This is a genomic window from Novosphingobium sp., assembly GCF_040079535.1.
In the GTDB taxonomy this organism is placed as follows: Bacteria; Pseudomonadota; Alphaproteobacteria; order Sphingomonadales; family Sphingomonadaceae; genus Novosphingobium.
On sequence record NZ_JBEBKB010000045.1, the window covers coordinates 1 to 15,029 of the forward strand.

20 protein-coding genes are annotated in these 15,029 nt (G+C 63.0%); 6 read left to right on the forward strand and 14 right to left on the reverse strand.

Annotated elements, in window-relative coordinates; genetic code table 11:
• A partial coding sequence (locus ABL914_RS12110) for a coproporphyrinogen III oxidase (protein WP_391563440.1) occupies nt 1-486 on the reverse strand: 486 nt, incomplete at its 3' end.
• 45 nt (nt 487-531) lie between these two features.
• Here ABL914_RS12110 and pdeM point away from each other — a divergent pair.
• The 6 genes from pdeM to ABL914_RS12140 all read left to right on the forward strand — a co-directional run bounded on the left by pdeM (nt 532) and on the right by ABL914_RS12140 (nt 6,410).
• Nucleotides 532-1,203 carry a ligase-associated DNA damage response endonuclease PdeM gene (pdeM, locus tag ABL914_RS12115; RefSeq protein ID WP_391563441.1) on the forward strand — a complete coding sequence of 224 codons (672 nt, stop codon included), beginning with the start codon at nt 532-534 and terminating at the stop codon, nt 1,201-1,203.
• Nucleotides 1,204-1,291: 88 nt separating this feature from the next.
• On the forward strand, nt 1,292-1,813 hold the full coding sequence (infC, locus tag ABL914_RS12120) for a translation initiation factor IF-3 (RefSeq protein WP_391563442.1): 522 nt from the start codon (nt 1,292-1,294) through the stop codon (nt 1,811-1,813).
• 42 nt (nt 1,814-1,855) lie between these two features.
• Complete coding sequence (locus ABL914_RS12125) at nt 1,856-3,259, forward strand: SLC13 family permease (RefSeq protein ID WP_391563443.1); 1,404 nt, start codon at nt 1,856-1,858, stop codon at nt 3,257-3,259.
• 157 nt (nt 3,260-3,416) lie between these two features.
• On the forward strand, nt 3,417-4,715 hold the full coding sequence (locus ABL914_RS12130; protein WP_391563444.1) for a cystathionine gamma-synthase family protein: 1,299 nt from the start codon (nt 3,417-3,419) through the stop codon (nt 4,713-4,715).
• A gap of 7 nt (nt 4,716-4,722) precedes the next feature.
• On the forward strand, nt 4,723-5,883 hold the full coding sequence (locus ABL914_RS12135) for an erythromycin esterase family protein (RefSeq protein ID WP_391563445.1): 1,161 nt from the start codon (nt 4,723-4,725) through the stop codon (nt 5,881-5,883).
• Between the two features lie 44 nt (nt 5,884-5,927).
• Nucleotides 5,928-6,410: a PaaI family thioesterase gene (locus ABL914_RS12140; protein WP_391563446.1), complete on the forward strand. Its 483-nt coding sequence runs from the start codon at nt 5,928-5,930 to the stop codon at nt 6,408-6,410.
• On the opposite strand, the gene ABL914_RS12145 is transcribed toward ABL914_RS12140, so the two are convergent.
• The 13 genes from ABL914_RS12145 to hisH form a co-directional block, all read right to left on the reverse strand.
• Nucleotides 6,411-6,944, reverse strand: coding sequence for a J domain-containing protein (locus tag ABL914_RS12145; RefSeq protein WP_391563447.1), 534 nt, complete (start codon nt 6,942-6,944; stop codon nt 6,411-6,413).
• A gap of 378 nt (nt 6,945-7,322) precedes the next feature.
• The gene (gene pal / locus ABL914_RS12150; RefSeq protein WP_391563448.1) at nt 7,323-7,835 is read right to left on the reverse strand and encodes a peptidoglycan-associated lipoprotein Pal; all 513 of its coding nucleotides are present in this window, start codon (nt 7,833-7,835) and stop codon (nt 7,323-7,325) included.
• Between the two features lie 55 nt (nt 7,836-7,890).
• Complete coding sequence (gene tolB / locus ABL914_RS12155; protein ID WP_391563459.1) at nt 7,891-9,252, reverse strand: Tol-Pal system beta propeller repeat protein TolB; 1,362 nt, start codon at nt 9,250-9,252, stop codon at nt 7,891-7,893.
• Nucleotides 9,253-9,255: 3 nt separating this feature from the next.
• The gene (locus ABL914_RS12160; RefSeq protein ID WP_391563449.1) at nt 9,256-10,116 is read right to left on the reverse strand and encodes a hypothetical protein; all 861 of its coding nucleotides are present in this window, start codon (nt 10,114-10,116) and stop codon (nt 9,256-9,258) included.
• Nucleotides 10,117-10,125: 9 nt separating this feature from the next.
• Nucleotides 10,126-10,563 (reverse strand): ExbD/TolR family protein, encoded by a 438-nt coding sequence (locus tag ABL914_RS12165; RefSeq protein ID WP_391563450.1) that lies wholly within the window; start codon nt 10,561-10,563, stop codon nt 10,126-10,128.
• 7 nt (nt 10,564-10,570) lie between these two features.
• Nucleotides 10,571-11,296, reverse strand: a complete 726-nt coding sequence (gene tolQ / locus ABL914_RS12170; RefSeq protein WP_391563451.1) for a protein TolQ — start codon at nt 11,294-11,296, stop codon at nt 10,571-10,573.
• On the reverse strand, nt 11,293-11,751 hold the full coding sequence (locus ABL914_RS12175; protein ID WP_391563452.1) for a YbgC/FadM family acyl-CoA thioesterase: 459 nt from the start codon (nt 11,749-11,751) through the stop codon (nt 11,293-11,295). Before ABL914_RS12175 ends, tolQ begins: the two co-directional genes overlap by 4 nt.
• A gap of 81 nt (nt 11,752-11,832) precedes the next feature.
• Nucleotides 11,833-12,210 carry a histidine triad nucleotide-binding protein gene (locus ABL914_RS12180; protein WP_391563453.1) on the reverse strand — a complete coding sequence of 126 codons (378 nt, stop codon included), beginning with the start codon at nt 12,208-12,210 and terminating at the stop codon, nt 11,833-11,835.
• The gene (locus tag ABL914_RS12185) at nt 12,210-12,524 is read right to left on the reverse strand and encodes a phosphoribosyl-ATP diphosphatase (protein ID WP_391563454.1); all 315 of its coding nucleotides are present in this window, start codon (nt 12,522-12,524) and stop codon (nt 12,210-12,212) included. The genes ABL914_RS12180 and ABL914_RS12185 overlap by 1 nt, the downstream gene beginning before the upstream one ends.
• Before the next feature lie 39 nt (nt 12,525-12,563).
• Complete coding sequence (locus tag ABL914_RS12190) at nt 12,564-12,749, reverse strand: hypothetical protein (protein WP_391563455.1); 186 nt, start codon at nt 12,747-12,749, stop codon at nt 12,564-12,566.
• A gap of 95 nt (nt 12,750-12,844) precedes the next feature.
• The gene (gene hisF, locus ABL914_RS12195; RefSeq protein ID WP_391563456.1) at nt 12,845-13,606 is read right to left on the reverse strand and encodes an imidazole glycerol phosphate synthase subunit HisF; all 762 of its coding nucleotides are present in this window, start codon (nt 13,604-13,606) and stop codon (nt 12,845-12,847) included.
• Nucleotides 13,603-14,331 (reverse strand): 1-(5-phosphoribosyl)-5-[(5-phosphoribosylamino)methylideneamino]imidazole-4-carboxamide isomerase, encoded by a 729-nt coding sequence (gene hisA / locus ABL914_RS12200; protein WP_391563457.1) that lies wholly within the window; start codon nt 14,329-14,331, stop codon nt 13,603-13,605. Before hisA ends, hisF begins: the two co-directional genes overlap by 4 nt.
• Nucleotides 14,332-14,344: 13 nt before the next feature.
• Nucleotides 14,345-14,965: an imidazole glycerol phosphate synthase subunit HisH gene (gene hisH / locus ABL914_RS12205; RefSeq protein ID WP_391563458.1), complete on the reverse strand. Its 621-nt coding sequence runs from the start codon at nt 14,963-14,965 to the stop codon at nt 14,345-14,347.
• Between the last annotated feature and the right edge of the window lie 64 nt (nt 14,966-15,029).

The following is a 15,029-nucleotide window of genomic DNA, read 5'->3' on the forward strand; positions in this document are numbered from 1 at the left end:
GTGGGCATCGCAGGCGGCCTGAAACGCGCTGTGGAACTCTTCGGTATCATCGTCATAGGGGATTGGCGGGTTAAGATCGCCGCCGCCGCCGAACCAGGCTTTGGTGGTGGTCAGGAAGCGGGTGTTCATGTGGACAGCCGGCACATGCGGATTGGCCATATGCGCCACCAAGCTGATGCCAGTGGCTGTAAAGCCGGGACTGTCTTCAGATGCGCCATTGACGGTGCCGGCAAATTGCGGCGCGAAAGTGCCGTGAACGGTTGAGACATTGACGCCCACTTTCTCAAACACCTGGCCCTTCATCAGCCCGCGGGTGCCGCCGCCGGGATTGGGGTTGCCGTCCTCTTCCCGGTTCCAGCTGAGATAATCAAACCGCGCGGCGCTGCCGGCCTCGGCTTCGATCTTTTCAAACTCGGCGCAAATCCGGTCGCGCAATGATTCGAACCATTGCTTGGTGCGCAGCGTATCGGGGGTCCAGTCAGTCATCACAGTACCCTTGCCAAGCCACGGGGCTTACGGCAAGAGAAAGCCATGGTTCCCTTTTCGTTCGCCGGTGAGGAAATGCTGCTGCTGGAGGGCAATGCGCTGTTCTGGCCGCGTGAATGTGCGCTGCTGGTGGCCGATCTGCACCTTGAAAAGGCAAGCTTTTTCGCCCGGCATGGTCAGATGCTTCCGCCCTATGACAGCCGCGCGACATTGGAGAAAGTGGCCAGTTCGATCCAGGCCACCGGCGCGCGGCGGGTGTTTTGTCTGGGCGATAATTTTCATGATCGCGCCGGGGCAGATCGGCTTGAACCGCATGCCGCCGGCATGCTTGATGCGCTGACCCGCGCAACCGACTGGATCTGGGTGGCGGGCAACCATGACCAGGGCAAAGTGCCGGGCGGGACCGCGCTGGACGAACTCGAAGTCGCCGGACTGGTGCTGCGCCACGAAGCCCACGCGGGCGAATCGCGCCCAGAGTTGTCAGGCCACTACCACCCACAGCTTAAAGTTGCTGTGCGCGGGCGCCGGGTCCGCCGGCCCTGCACCGTGGCAAGCAATCGCAAGTTGATCCTGCCTGCGTTCGGTGCCTTGACCGGCGGGATGGACGCCGCTGACCCGGCGATCATCGCTGCAATGCAGCCTGCGCGGGCGATTGATGCGCTGCTGGGGGTACAGGGAAAGCTTGTCCAGTACCCGCTGTGGCGCGCCGCCGCGTAATCCCTTTCCCAAACGCACGAATCCGATTAAGGACGCGCGCAAGTATGAATCAACAGGAGACAGAGAGATAGCACCCCCACCCCGGCGCATGATGACGCCCCCCGTGAAGAGCGGGCCGCGCTACAACCAGATGATCACTTCCGACAAGGTCCGCGTTATCGACGAGGAAGGTGAGAACCTTGGCGTGATGTACACCCGTGAGGCGATCGAGCAAGCGGCCGGGGTCGGCCTGGATCTGGTCGAAGTCTCGCCCAACGCCGATCCGCCGGTGTGCAAGTTCCTCGACGTCGGCAAGTTCCGGTATGAGGCGCAGAAGAAGGCCAACCTCGCCCGCAAGACGCAGAAGACCCAGGAAATCAAAGAAATCAAGATGCGTCCCAACATCGACGATCACGATTACGATGTGAAGATGCGCGCGATCCACAAATTCATCGGCGAAGGTGACAAGGTCAAGGTCACGCTGCGGTTTCGCGGGCGTGAACTTTCGCACCAGCAACTGGGGATGAACCTTCTGAAACGCGTTCAGGACGACACCGCCGAAGTCGCCAAGATGGAAGCCTGGCCACGCATGGAAGGCCGCCAGATGCTGATGGTGATTTCACCCAAGTAACGCCCGAATTCCTCCCCGCTTGCGGGGGCAGGGGGAGGATCAATGACCGCCCAGCGCATCGCCTTCTGGATCGGGCCGATCGGTTTCCTGTTCACCTTGCTGAGCAGCGCACCGGCCGGCATGCCCGCGCTGGCCTGGCCAACTGCGGGGCTGGTCTGGTGGATGGCAGCCTGGTGGATGAGCGAGGCGATGCCGCTTTCAGCCACTGCGATGCTGCCGTTCATCGTGCTGCCGCTAATCGGGGTAAGCGATGCCGGAAAGACCGCATCGGCCTATTATTCGCCAACCATGTTCCTGTTTCTGGGCGGCGCTTTCCTGGCCCTGGCGATTGAACGGACCGGCCTGCATCGCCGCCTGGCCCTGGCAATCCTGGCGCGGGCCGGGCATTCACCGGCGCGGCTTCTGCTAGCGGTAATGGCTGCTACCGCGCTGATTTCAATGTTTATTTCCAATACCTCGACCGCGCTGATCATGATGCCGATGGCGCTGGCGATGCTGGCATCAGGCAATGTTGCCAAGGGTGAAACAGACGGCATGGCCGGCGCGCTGCCGATGGGCATCGCCTTTGCTGCAACGCTGGGCGGGTATGGTACGATCGTTGGCACACCAACCAACGCGATTGCGGTGGCGCTGCTTAACAAGAGCCTTGGGGTTGAAATCTCGTTCCTCGAATGGTCGATGTACGGGATCCCGGTGGTGCTGCTTTCGGTGCCGCTGGCAGCGCTGATCATCAGCCGGGTTCAGCACATCGGGCACAGCAGTTTCGATCCTGCGGCGGCCCACGCCGCAATCCATCTGCCCCCGGCCTGGACCACGCCTGAAAAACGCCTGGCCCCGGTGTTTGTGCTGACTGTGCTGGCCTGGGTTTCGATGCCGCTACTAAAGCCGCTGTTCCCCGCTGGCGGGCTTGATGATGGCACTATTGCGGCGATCGCCGGGCTGACGCTGTTCTTTCTGCCCGATGGAACCGGCCGGTCACTGCTCAATTGGGATGAAGCCAACCGCGCGCCCTGGGCCGTGATCCTGATGTTTGGCGGGGGCCTGGCGCTGGCCATGGGGATGACGACCAGCGGGCTGGCGGGCTGGCTGGGCGAAATGCTGCTTCCGCTGCGCGCGGTGCCGCTGCCGATTGTGGCGCTGGTGCTGGTGGCGTTCGTGGTGGTCGTCACCGAATTTGCCAGCAACATTGCGGCGGCCAGCGGGATCATGCCGGTGGTTGGCGCGCTGGTGATCGCGCTGGGTGCCGATCCGATCCTGCTGGCGCTGCCGGCTGCACTGGCGGCAAGCTGGGGCTTTATGCTGCCAGCCGGGACCGGGCCCAATGCGCTTGCCTGGTCAACCGGGCATATCGCCCTGCCGCGCGTGCTGAAGGCCGGGTTCCTGCTCGATCTGGCGGGTGTGCCGCTGATGGTTGGCGTGGTCTGGGCGGTTGCTGCGCTGAGCTGAACCGGTTGCGGTTGAAATCAGTTTAGTCTGTGGCTATTGGACTGGACGATCTGGCCTGAGAGGAGATGCGCGCTTGCGGAGGTTAGGCGCGCCAGTGCCCTCGTGCCGTTTGGCTCCCGCCTTCCTGGGGGCGTAAACCAAGGAAGGATGCCATCCGATGGCCGATACCCCCACCCCGTCACGCAAGCCCAAGGCCGCCATAACCCGGATCGGGAACCGCGCGCTTAGCCCGGCCACGATGATGATGGGCCACGGTTATGATCCGATGCTGTCCGAAGGCAGCCTGAAGGCTCCGATCTTCCTGACCAGCACTTTCGCCTTCCCCAGCGCGGCCGATGGCAAGCGGTTTTTCGAAGGGATCACGGGTAAGGTACCCGGCGGCACCGATGGCCTGGTCTATTCACGCTTCAACGGCCCCAACCAGCAGATCCTGGAAGGCCGTCTGGCAATCTGGGACGGCGCGGAAGAAGCGCTGTGCTTTTCCAGCGGGATGACCGCGATCTGCGTATTGTTCATGGCCTTTGCCTCGGCCGGCGATGTGATCGTCCATTCTGGCCCGCTCTATGCCGCCAGCGAAGGTTTCGTTGCCAAGACACTCAGCCGGTTCGGCGTCACCTATGTCGATTTCCCGGCCGGTGCGACGCGCGAAGAACTGGATGCGGTGATGGCGAAAGCCAAGGCGCAGGCGGCAAGCCAGGGCGGCAAGGTGGCGATGGTCTATCTGGAAAGCCCGGCCAACCCGACCAATGCGCTGGTCGATGTTGAAGCGGTAAAGGCCGCCCGCGACACCGCATTTGGCCCGGAATGCCCGATCGCGATCGACAATACGTTCCTGGGCCCACTGTGGAGCCGCCCGATCGATCAGGGCGCCGACATCGTGGTCTATTCGCTGACCAAATACATCGGCGGACATTCAGATCTGGTCGCCGGATCGGTCTCGGGAGCCAAGAAGTGGATCACCCCGGTCCGGATGCTGCGCAACACCATGGGCGGGATCGCCGATCCCAACACCGCCTGGATGCTGATGCGCAGCCTTGAAACGGTTGAGCTGCGGATGACCCGCGCGGGTGAAAACGCCGCCAAGGTGTGCGCCTGGCTGGCCGCGCACCCCAAGGTTGAAAAGCTGGGCTATCTGGGGATGATTGACGATCCGCGCCAACAGGACATTTTCAATCGCCATTGCAGCGGGGCTGGCAGCACCTTCTCGCTCTATGTCAAAGGCGGCGAGGCCGAAGCTTTCCGCTTTCTCGACAACCTCAAGATCGCCAAGCTGGCGGTCAGCCTGGGCGGCACCGAAACACTCGCCAGCCTGCCAGCGGCGATGACCCACCTGTCCGTTCCCGATGAGCGCAAAGCGCAGCTTGGGATCACCGACAATCTGGTGCGGGTATCGATCGGAATTGAAGATGCCGACGATCTGATCGCAGATTTTGAACAGGCGCTGGCTGCTGTATAGCCCGCGCATGAAGATAGCTTTCGCCGCCCTGCTCTTGCTCCTTGCCGGGCCGCCAGCGCGATCCACCGAGCGGCCTGCATCCGAGGCCGCCGCGCTTGATGCCGCAACAGCGGCGCTGTGCAACCGCAAGATCGCAGTGCTGGGCGAAGCCGAGCACGGTGATGCGCGAACCGAGACGTTCAAGGTCAAATTGATCGAACGGCTGGTTTCGCAGTGCGGCTATTCGGCGGTGATTTTCGAGGCGAGTTTCTATGAATTCGTCCAACTGGACCGCAATCGCCGCGCTGGCCAACCGATCACCTCTGCGATGGTGGCCACGGCGGTTGGCGGCTTGTGGAAGTATGATCGGGAAATCCAGCCCTTGCTGTCTTATCTTGCCCGGCACGCCAGCGCAGGATCCATCCGGCTGGGCGGGTTCGATTTTCAGCAAGGCGGACGCGAACAGGACTTCAGCAATCTCGGCGTGATTGCGGAATTGACGGCTGAACTACGGCCAGAGCGCCGTGACTTCTGCCGCGCGCAGTTTCGCGACCAGTTGTTCAACGGCAGGGCAGCGGCAAGGCGAGGGGACATCGCCGGGTGCCTTGCGGAAATGGCTGCGCTGCCACCATCCGTCAATCGTTCGGTTCGCCGCGAACGCCGCGAGATGCTGGCCAACCTTGCCGCCTTCGCCGCCGCCGATCCGGCCGAGCTCAACCACTATATCGCCAGCCGCGACCGCGAGATGTTTGCCAATTTCGAGCGCTGGATGGCGCGCTGGCCGGCCGGCACCAAGGTCATCCTCTGGACCGCCACTGCCCATGCCGCCCGCGCACCGCATCGGCACAAGGGCTTTGAAGGCGTCCAGCCGTTCGGAGCCTACCTTGCTCGCCGCTATGGCAAACGGATGTTTGCGTTGGGCTTTGGTGCGCAAGGCGGAACCACGCGCGGAAGGCCCCAGCCGCGCGTGATCGCCTCGTTGGCACCTGATGCGCTGGAGGCTTGGGCCGGACCAATCGCGCCAGGCGGAGCCATATATCTGGATCGCCGCACGCTGGCCCGGGCCGGATCAAGGCCTGCGGGGCTGTTCAACCACCAGCCGGTCAGCGCCGATTGGTCGCTGCTGCTCGACGCGGTGGTTGTTTTCCCGCTCGAAGCTGCCGCCGCCGATATCCGCACCGGCGGCTGACCGCGACAGTTGCAAGGCGCCGCGGCTTCTGCTTGGGACGGGATATGACCCACGAACCGCACGACAAGCTGCAATCCGACGCTGACACTCCTGGCAATTCGCGCCTGATTACCATTGCCCAAGGCCCATGGGCCGGGTGGCAGCACTGGGAGCCCGTGGACGATTTCGAGGAGCATTCCGGCCCGTTTTTTTGCAAGCCGGATGGCGCTGGAACGCTGTGCGGGTTCATGCCCGATGCCAAGAACCGCAACGGCGGGGGCAATATCCACGGCGGGGCCCTGATGACCTTTGCTGACTATGTGCTGTTCATGACCGCGCTGGGCGCTGACCATGATCTGCACGGGGTGACCCTGACGATGAACAGTGAATTCATCGGCGCGGCCGAACCCGGCCGGATGCTGACCGGGCGCGGCGAGATTGTTCGCGCAGGCTTTTCGATCATTTTTGTGCGCGGGATGATCGACGATGATGGACGGCCTGTTCTGAGCTTTTCGGCGACGATCAAGAAGCTCAAAAAGCGGGCCTGATTAGCCCTTCCACTCACGCCGTTCTTCGGCGGCGCGCAGCACTTCATAGGCCAGTTGCAAGGCGCGGAAGGCCTTGGCCGCGTCTTCATCGCCAGGGCGCAGATCCGGGTGGACTACTTTGGCCTTGGTCCGATAGGCCTTCTTGATCGCCTCGAAATCAGCATCCGGAGTAAGTTCGAGCAGATCGAGCGCGCGCAGTTCGTCGCGGCTGCGGGTACCGTCGCCCGATCCGGCCCAGCTGTAATGCGCGGATTCGCTGTAGCCAGAGTTGTCGCGGGTTTCGCTCGCCTCGCGTTCCGCCGCTTCTTCCTTGTTTAGCCCTTCGAAATAGTCCCAGCCCTGATTGTATTCGGCGGCGTGGGCCTGGCAGAACATCCAGCGATCGGGGTTATTGGGGCTTTTGGGCGCGGGGCAAGTGCCCGCATCGGTGCAGCCCTGCCGATCGCACAGCCGCACCTGCACTGCATCGCGGCTGCCGCCATAGCCGCCCCAGCGGGGAAAGCCCCAATTATCGGTTCTACGTGCACGGCTCATTGCTTTTGGCGATAGGCGCTTGGCTTGCCCCTGCGCAAGCCAAAGCTGCACTTTAGGGTAGTTTTAGGTTTTGTTTTGCAATGTTGCGTTGCAATATTAACCGATGACGCCTATCTGGCCATCATACCTGATCAGGATTGAACATCATGAGCAAGCAATTGAAACTGTCCGCCGCCCTGTCATTCGTGCTGATGGCCGGCTTTGCCGCAGTGGCGCAGCTGAGCGCAGTGACCCCGCAGGCGTTGATCGGCGGCTAATTTTTTGTCCGGCTTACGCCGGTGCGAGAATGCCGTCCGGCATTCCCTGCCAGGTCGGGCCGGGGGAGCGGGCTGGCCTGGCTAGCTATTCGCGGAGGCGGATAGCTAGCCCAAACACCACTCAATCAACCGTAACCGTTACCGCGCGGCGGTTCTTGGCCCAGCTTTCCTCGTCCGATCCGACCGCCAGCGGGCTTTCCTTGCCATAGCTGACAGTGGTGACGCGGGCCGGATCGATCCCCAGGCTGACCAGATAGTTCTTGGCCGCATTGGCCCGGCGTTCGCCCAGCGCAAGGTTGTATTCGCGGGTGCCGCGTTCATCGCAGTGCCCCTCAATCGTGATCCGCTTGGCCGGATAGCGCTGCAACCACGATGCCTGGGTGGCTAGTGCCGCCTGATCCTGACCATCGATGTTGTAGCGATCGGTATCGAAATAGACCGTATCCTGGCCCATCATCTGCGCCGCAAAATCAGCCTGGCTGCCGGGCACAATCACCGCAGCGCCGCCATCCGAACCATCGCTTTCGGCGCTGGTACCCACCGGGGCAACCGGAAGATCCTTGGGCGCCTTCTTTCCGCAGCCAGACAGCGCCAGCGCGGCGGCCATCAGGGCGATCGCTAGGGTGGTCTTCATGGGCATCTCCTTCATTGTCAAAGCTTCCTTGATTGCCTGCCTGAGTCAATACCGGTCAGGGCCGAAGCGGTCCCCACGCGGGATCACTGCCATCAACCGGGGTTTCCAGCTTCCGTTCGTTCTTGCCGGTCAGATCAACCTGCCAGATGCTGGTTTTGCCGCTGCCCCGGGCCGTGCGGAAAAACTGGATCACACGGCCATTGGGCGCCCAGGTTGGTGCCTCATCCTGCCAGGCATCGGTCAGATAGCGCAGGCTGCCGCCGCCCGGCTCCATCACCGCGATCCGGAAATTGCCCGCGATGTGGGTGAACGCAATCTGATCGCCGCGCGGGCTCCACTCTGGCGTGGCGCTGCGTCCGCCAAAAAAGCTGATCCGTTTTTGCCCGCTGCCGTCAGAATTCATCACATAGACTTGCTGACTGCCGCTGCGATCGCTTTCGAACACGATCCGGGTGCCATCGGGTGAAAAGCTGCCGCCGATATCGATGCCGGGGCTATCGGTCAGCTTGACCGGCGCACCGCCGGCTGACGGCATCTTGTAGATATCGGTATTGCCGCCGGTTGCCACCGAATAAAGGATCCAGCGGCCATCGGGTGACCAGCGCGGCGCGAACAGCGGGTTCTTCGATTGCAGCAGCAGCCGCTGGGTCGATGTGCCCAGATCATAGATATAGATCCGTGGCTGCCCGTTGAAATAGCTGAGGTACAGGATCTGCTTGTAATCGGGCGAAAACCTGGGGGTCAGCGCGGTCGATTGGCCAGTGGTGAGATAGCGGTGGTTGGCCCCATCCGAATCCATCACCGCCAACCGCTTCATCCGCCGGTCCTTGGGCCCGGTTTCGGCAATATAGGCGATCCGGCTGTCAAAAAACGGGTTCTCACCCGAAAGCCGCGAATAGACCATATCGGCACACTTGTGCGCGGCGCGGCGCCAGTCGCTGGGCGGCAAAGTCCACCCGGCCGAGGCGACCCGCTGGCCCAGCCCGACATCATAGAGATAGCAGCCCACCGTGATGTTGCCGCCCGGTTCAGCCCGGACATAGCCTTGCAGCAGCATATCGGCGCTGCGCGACTGCCAGGTGCCATAGTCTGGCGCCTGAACCTGCCCCAGCGCCGGACGCGGCAGGCTGCCCGGCCCCACCGGCTTGAACAGCCCATTGTTCTTGAGATCGCCGAAGATCACATTGGAAATTGCCGAGCCCAACGCCGAAGTTGATCCGGCGCTGGTCTGCGTGGGCACATCGGCATTGGTGGCAAATGCCGGGATCGCGATCTTGGCATCGTTATCAAGCGTGCCAACAACCTCTTCTTCGTTGACGGGCGGCGTTTCGGTGGGCGTCACCGATTGGGCCAGCAGCGCACTTGCCGGAAGCGATAGTGCGGCAACAAACAAGGCAAGGGCGTGTCTCACTGGCATCACTCACTTTTTTCTGAAGTTCAAAGTACGATCTTTCCAATCGCTGAAATAGTCCGCCGAAAGCCCGGTGAACGGCGCGGCCAGCCGGATCGCGCGCACCGCGCAATCGCTGAACGGTTTGACCTGTGCCCGGTTGGCCGCAGTTATACCGGTCACCTGCGGCGGATCGATGCTGGCAACCCTGCCCCCGATATCCAGGGTGAAGTGGACCCGGGCCCTTAATTTTTCCACGTCCAGCCCGGAAACCGGACAGGCATTCCACGGCCTCAGCACCTTGTTGTTGATCGAAGATGTCCAGGACGATTTCTGCTGGCCGGTTGCTGCCGCTGGCGCAGTGGCGCTCTTGCCCGCAGGCTTGCCGCCCGGAATGCCCGCCCCAAATGCGTCATCGAACCGGCTTGCGCCCGGCCTGGTGCCCGGGCGCGGCGCAACCGCACTGCGCTGGCTCTGGGCTTGCGGACGCGCGGCCGGCTTTGCTTGCGGCGGGCTGGGCTTGGTCTGCGGCTTGGGCACCGCTCTGGCCTGAACCTGCGGGCGCGGCGCAGGCGCGGGTTTGGGCGGTGTAACAATGGGCCGCGGTTCGGGCTTGGCCACTGCAACCGGATCGGGCACCGGCGGGGGCGGCATATCGCCCAGTTCGGGGCCCTTGTCTGGCGCGGGATCCGCCTTGGGATCGGGCGAGGTAGAGGTTAGCCCAACATCGCTGCTGATCGTCACTTCCATCCGTTCAGGCAGCGGCGGCGGCAGATCGGCGGGCTTCAGAAACACCAGCGCCGCCACCATCAAGACATGGCCCAGCAGCGCCACGGGGATGGCAATGCCTTCTTCCTGGCTCAAGGGGGCGGGAGGCGCGGTTTCAGCCATGGTTAATCGCTAGGGCGCCGAAACTGAACTGTTGGTGACCAGCGATATCGCGTTGAAGCCCGCATGGTTCAGCTCGCCCATCACTGCCATCACCGTGCCGTATTCCAGCGCCTTGTCGGCGCGAAGGGTAACCAGCGGCGGCTTGCCATCGGCCCCGCGCGGCAGGGCCGCAAGCCGCTGGCCCAGCAGGCCCGGATCAACCGGAACCTGATCAAGATAAACCGCGCCATCGGGCGTGATCGAAATGGTCACTTGCTCGGGCGTCTGATCCAGCGGCTTGGCATTGCTATCGGGCAGATCCACCGGCACCCCGGCGTTTAGCAGCGGCGCGGTGACCATAAAGATGATCAGCAGCACCAGCATCACATCAACCAGCGGGGTAACGTTGATTTCCGACATCGGCGCGCGGCCGCGGCGCTTGCCCTTGCGGCGCGATGGCGATCCCATTCCCACCCTACATTCCTTCCAGTTCGCGGCTGAGGCTGGCGTGGAGCCGATCGGCGAAGCGCTGGAGCCGGGCTTCCAATTGATCGACCCGGTGCGCGAAGCGGTTGTAGGCGATAACTGCGGGAATCGCCGCAAACAGTCCGATTGCGGTGGCAAACAGGGCCTCGGAAATCCCCGGCGCAACCACCGCGAGTGAGGAATTCTGCTGCTGGCCGATCTGGAAGAACGAATTCATGATCCCCCAGACCGTGCCGAACAATCCGACAAACGGGGCGACCGCGCCCACTGTGGCCAGAAAGTTGAGCCGTTCCGAAAGCTTTTCTGCTTCCAGCGCGATGGCGCTGTCCATCGCAAGCGATAGCCGCTGGCGAGCGCCTTCCTTGTCAAAATTCTTGGCCGAGGCCGAGCGGCGCCATTCTGCAAGGCCTGCTGCCGCAACCCGCGCCGATGGCACATCACCTTTGCCGCGTTCGGCCTGAAATGCATCGATATTCTCTGCCTTCCAGAAATCGCGCTCATAGCTATCGCAGCGCTGTTTCAGGGCTGAATGGCGCAAACTGAACGAGACAATGATTGTCCAGACCCAGACCGAAGCCAGAATTAATCCGGCCATCACCAGCTGCACCACAATATCGGCATCGAGAAACAGCTTGAGCGGATTGAGGTGCCGGGGCGCTTCACCGGCCAGCGGGCCAGCGGCGGCAGCGGCGGCGATTAGATCAAGAACGGTCATGCGTTTCCTTCGGTAACAATCTGGGCAAAGGCCGCGCGCCAGCCAGCAGGCATCCGGCGCGGGCGGCCATCGGGGGCGACAAAGCCAACACGGAATGACGCTTCGGACAGCAATCGGCCGTCCTCATGAAAAGCCTTCTGGTGCATCCGGCACGATGCAGCGCCCAAATCGGTGCAGGTGGTTTCGATTCTTACCCCATCATCAAGCCGGGCCGGAGCAAGATAGCGGATCGTCAGATCGGCAACCGCAAATGCGCCCTCGCCAGTTTCATTCGCCCAGCGCTGATCAATCCCCAGCAGCCGCACGAAATCTGAACGGGCGCGTTCGAACCAGCGCAGGTAATTGGCGTGATAGACAACGCCCGATAGATCGGTGTCCTCAAAATAGGCGCGCACCGCAAAAAGGTGAAGCTTGCCCTTGATCAGGCCGGAAGGGGGGACGGGGACTGACGCCATGGCGCCAGACTCTTAGCCGCTGGGCGAGTCGCAGGGCAAGTGCAGCGTCTCACATCGGCGTATTAATCGAACCGTTCGGCCTCAACGCGCCAGCATCGGCCCCAGCGGACGCCCGCCAAACAGGTGAACATGCAGGTGCGGCACTTCCTGATGGCCGTGCCCGCCGATGTTGGCGAGCAGCCGATATCCCGGCTCTACCAGCCCGGCCGCACGCGCCACATGGCCTACCGCGCGGATAAACCCGGCGATCTCTTCTGCGCTGGCCCGGGCCGAGAAATCATCCCAGCTGACGTATGCGCCCTTGGGGATCACCAGCACATGGTATGGCGCCTGCGGGTTGATATCGTGAAAAGCCAGGGCCCATTCGTCTTCAAAAACGGTCTTGTTCGGGATCTCGCCGCGCAGGATTTTCGCGAAGATGTTCTGGCTGTCATAAGGCAGTGTGGCGTCGATCGGCATCATTCGCTCCGGCTGGCTTTTTCAGTGATCCCGCTGGTGCCTTCGCGGCGATCAAGTTCGGCCAGGACATCGGCAAATGGCACACCCTTGGCATCAAGCAGGACCAGCAGGTGAAACAGCGTATCGGCCGCTTCACCGATCAAGTCTTCGTTGCTGCCAGATAGCGCCGCGACAACCGTTTCAACCGCTTCCTCGCCAAACTTGCGTGCAATCACCGGAACCCCGCGCGCATTGAGCCGGGCCACCCAGCTGCTTTCGGGATCGGCGCTGCGGCGCTCTGCAATTGTGGCGGAAAGGCGCGATAGCGTATCCATGGCAGTGCCAATGCGTTGCCCGAAGCGCCCGGTCAACCTTTACTCTTCAGGGGGGCGGCGGCCACCGCGCCGGCCGATCAGCAAACCGGCCACAGCCATGGCGATCAGGGTCAGGTGGGTCGGTTCGGGGATCGAAATCCCGGTTCCGGCCAATGCCGGGGCAGCGCTGCCCAGCACCATCGCGGCAAAAGCGGCGCTCCAGATACGAAATTTGCCCCTGTTCATGGCCGCTACCTGCGCCCGATTGTGCAGTGCGGCAAGGACTTAGCCGGAGCCGTCCCAAGGCGGGACTGCTGCGGTTCCATTCATGAATCTGTCATCTACCCCCGCGCCGGCAGGCCTGCTGCGCGCAGCGCGCCGTGGGCCTGGGCAATGGTATAGGTGCCGAAGTGGAAGATCGAAGCCGCCAACACTGCGCTGGCGTGGCCTTTGGTTACGCCCTCAACCAGATGATCGAGCGTGCCGACCCCGCCCGAAGCCACCACCGGCACCGATACCGCATCGGCAATTGTCCGTGTCAATGCAAGATCATAGCCAGCCTGGGTGCCATCACCGTCCATCGATGTGACCAACAGCTCGCCCGCGCCCAGCCTGGCCAGCTTAACCGCGTGCTCCACTGCATCGATCCCGGTGGCCTGACGCCCCCCATGGGTGAAGATCTCCCAGCCTCCCGCCGCTGTCTTGCGGGCATCGACCGAGGCGACCACACACTGGCTGCCCATTTTCTCGGCAATCTCAGCCACCACTTCGGGCCGGGATACGGCGGCGGAATTGACCGCCACTTTATCGGCCCCCGCCAGCAGCAATGCCCGCGCATCATCCACCGAACGCACCCCGCCGCCCACGGTCAGCGGCATGAAGCACACTTCGGCGGTGCGCCGGACCACATCGAGCAAGGTCCCGCGCCCTTCATGGCTGGCGCTGATATCAAGGAAGCACAGCTCGTCCGCGCCCGCCGCATCATAGGCGCGCGCCTGCTCCACCGGATCACCGGCGTCCTTGAGGTCAACGAAATTGACGCCTTTGACTACGCGCCCATCGCGGACATCAAGGCAGGGGATGACGCGGATCCGGACGGTCACGCCCGGTTCGCCATTGCAATCGCCGCCGCCAGATCAAGACGCCCTTCGTAGAGCGCGCGGCCGGTGATCACGCCCTCGATCCCTTCGTGGGCATGAAGCGCCAGCACGTGAATGTCATCCAGCCCCTTGACCCCTCCACTGGCGATCACCGGAATATCGACCCGGCGGGCCAGATCGACCGTGGCATCGATGTTGACCCCTTTGAGCAGACCATCGCGGCCGATATCGGTGAACAGCAGGCTGGCAACGCCTGCATCCTCAAACCGGCGGGCCAGATCGACCACTTCGACGTCCGAAGTCTCGGCCCAGCCTTCGGTTGCAACCATCCCGTCGCGCGCGTCCACCGCGACGACAATTCCGCCGGGAAACTCCCGCGCCATGTCACGCACGAATTCGGAATCCTTCAGCGCGGCAGAGCCCATCACCACACGGGCAACCCCCAGATCGAACCAGCTTTCAACCGCCTCACGCGTGCGGATCCCGCCGCCCAGCTGGACGTGGCCGGGAAAGGCCTCAAGAATGCTCTCTACCGCCGCGCGATTTTCGGCCCGCCCGGCGAACGAGCCATCCAGATCGACCACGTGGAGGAACTGCGATCCTGCTTCGGCAAACAGCATGGCCTGCGCCGCCGGATTATCGCCATAGACCGTGGCGCGGTCCATATCGCCTTCGGCCAGGCGCACCACTTGCCCGCCCTTAAGGTCGATTGCCGGAAAGATGATCATGCCAAAGCCTTCTTCAAGGACGCCACTCCAGAAACCGGGCCAGCATGGCCAGCCCATAGGACTGGCTCTTTTCGGGATGGAATTGCACCCCAAGAATGTTGTCACGCCCAACCGCGGCAACCAGTCCGCCGCCGTGATCGGTGATCGCGGCGATATGCTGTCCGTCTTCGGGGGCGAAATGATAGGAGTGAAGGAAATAGGCCTCGCCCGGTTCGATCAGCGCGGCATGGGGCGTGATCTCCACATCGTTCCAGCCCATGTGGGGAATCTTGATCGCCGTGTCAGTCCGGTCAATCGCCCGCACCTCGCCCCCGATCCAGCCGAGGCCCGGAGTCACCCCGTGTTCCACCCCCCGATCGGCCAGCAACTGCATGCCCACGCAAATCCCCAGGAACGGCGCGGCGCCCACCAGCACGCGTTCGCGCAATGTCTCTTCCAGATGCGGGATCGCGCGCAGCCCTTCGGCGCAAGCCTTGAAACTGCCGACGCCGGGCAGGACGATCCGGTCTGCCGCGCGCACAACATCGGGGTTGGCGGTAACGGTGACGGCCTCACAGCCTGCCGCCTTTAGGGCGTTGGCGACCGAATGGAGGTTTCCCGCGCCATAATCGACGAGGGCAACAACCTCAGCCACGTCCTGTCTCCCGCTGACGCGGAAGCAACGCCGGCCCGCTCCCCCGGCCCGACCACCCGTTTAA

Coding starts and splice junctions, on each gene's coding strand:
- pdeM (WP_391563441.1), top strand. CDS start 532: ATGGTTCCCTTTTCGTTCGCCGGTGAGGAAATGCTGCTGCTGGAGGGC.
- infC (WP_391563442.1), top strand. CDS start 1,292: ATGATGACGCCCCCCGTGAAGAGCGGGCCGCGCTACAACCAGATGATC.
- ABL914_RS12125 (WP_391563443.1), top strand. CDS start 1,856: ATGACCGCCCAGCGCATCGCCTTCTGGATCGGGCCGATCGGTTTCCTG.
- ABL914_RS12130 (WP_391563444.1), top strand. CDS start 3,417: ATGGCCGATACCCCCACCCCGTCACGCAAGCCCAAGGCCGCCATAACC.
- ABL914_RS12135 (WP_391563445.1), top strand. CDS start 4,723: ATGAAGATAGCTTTCGCCGCCCTGCTCTTGCTCCTTGCCGGGCCGCCA.
- ABL914_RS12140 (WP_391563446.1), top strand. CDS start 5,928: ATGACCCACGAACCGCACGACAAGCTGCAATCCGACGCTGACACTCCT.
- ABL914_RS12145 (WP_391563447.1), bottom strand. CDS start 6,944: ATGAGCCGTGCACGTAGAACCGATAATTGGGGCTTTCCCCGCTGGGGC.
- pal (WP_391563448.1), bottom strand. CDS start 7,835: ATGAAGACCACCCTAGCGATCGCCCTGATGGCCGCCGCGCTGGCGCTG.
- tolB (WP_391563459.1), bottom strand. CDS start 9,252: ATGCCAGTGAGACACGCCCTTGCCTTGTTTGTTGCCGCACTATCGCTT.
- ABL914_RS12160 (WP_391563449.1), bottom strand. CDS start 10,116: ATGGCTGAAACCGCGCCTCCCGCCCCCTTGAGCCAGGAAGAAGGCATT.
- ABL914_RS12165 (WP_391563450.1), bottom strand. CDS start 10,563: ATGGGATCGCCATCGCGCCGCAAGGGCAAGCGCCGCGGCCGCGCGCCG.
- tolQ (WP_391563451.1), bottom strand. CDS start 11,296: ATGACCGTTCTTGATCTAATCGCCGCCGCTGCCGCCGCTGGCCCGCTG.
- ABL914_RS12175 (WP_391563452.1), bottom strand. CDS start 11,751: ATGGCGTCAGTCCCCGTCCCCCCTTCCGGCCTGATCAAGGGCAAGCTT.
- ABL914_RS12180 (WP_391563453.1), bottom strand. CDS start 12,210: ATGCCGATCGACGCCACACTGCCTTATGACAGCCAGAACATCTTCGCG.
- ABL914_RS12185 (WP_391563454.1), bottom strand. CDS start 12,524: ATGGATACGCTATCGCGCCTTTCCGCCACAATTGCAGAGCGCCGCAGC.
- ABL914_RS12190 (WP_391563455.1), bottom strand. CDS start 12,749: ATGAACAGGGGCAAATTTCGTATCTGGAGCGCCGCTTTTGCCGCGATG.
- hisA (WP_391563457.1), bottom strand. CDS start 14,331: ATGATCATCTTTCCGGCAATCGACCTTAAGGGCGGGCAAGTGGTGCGC.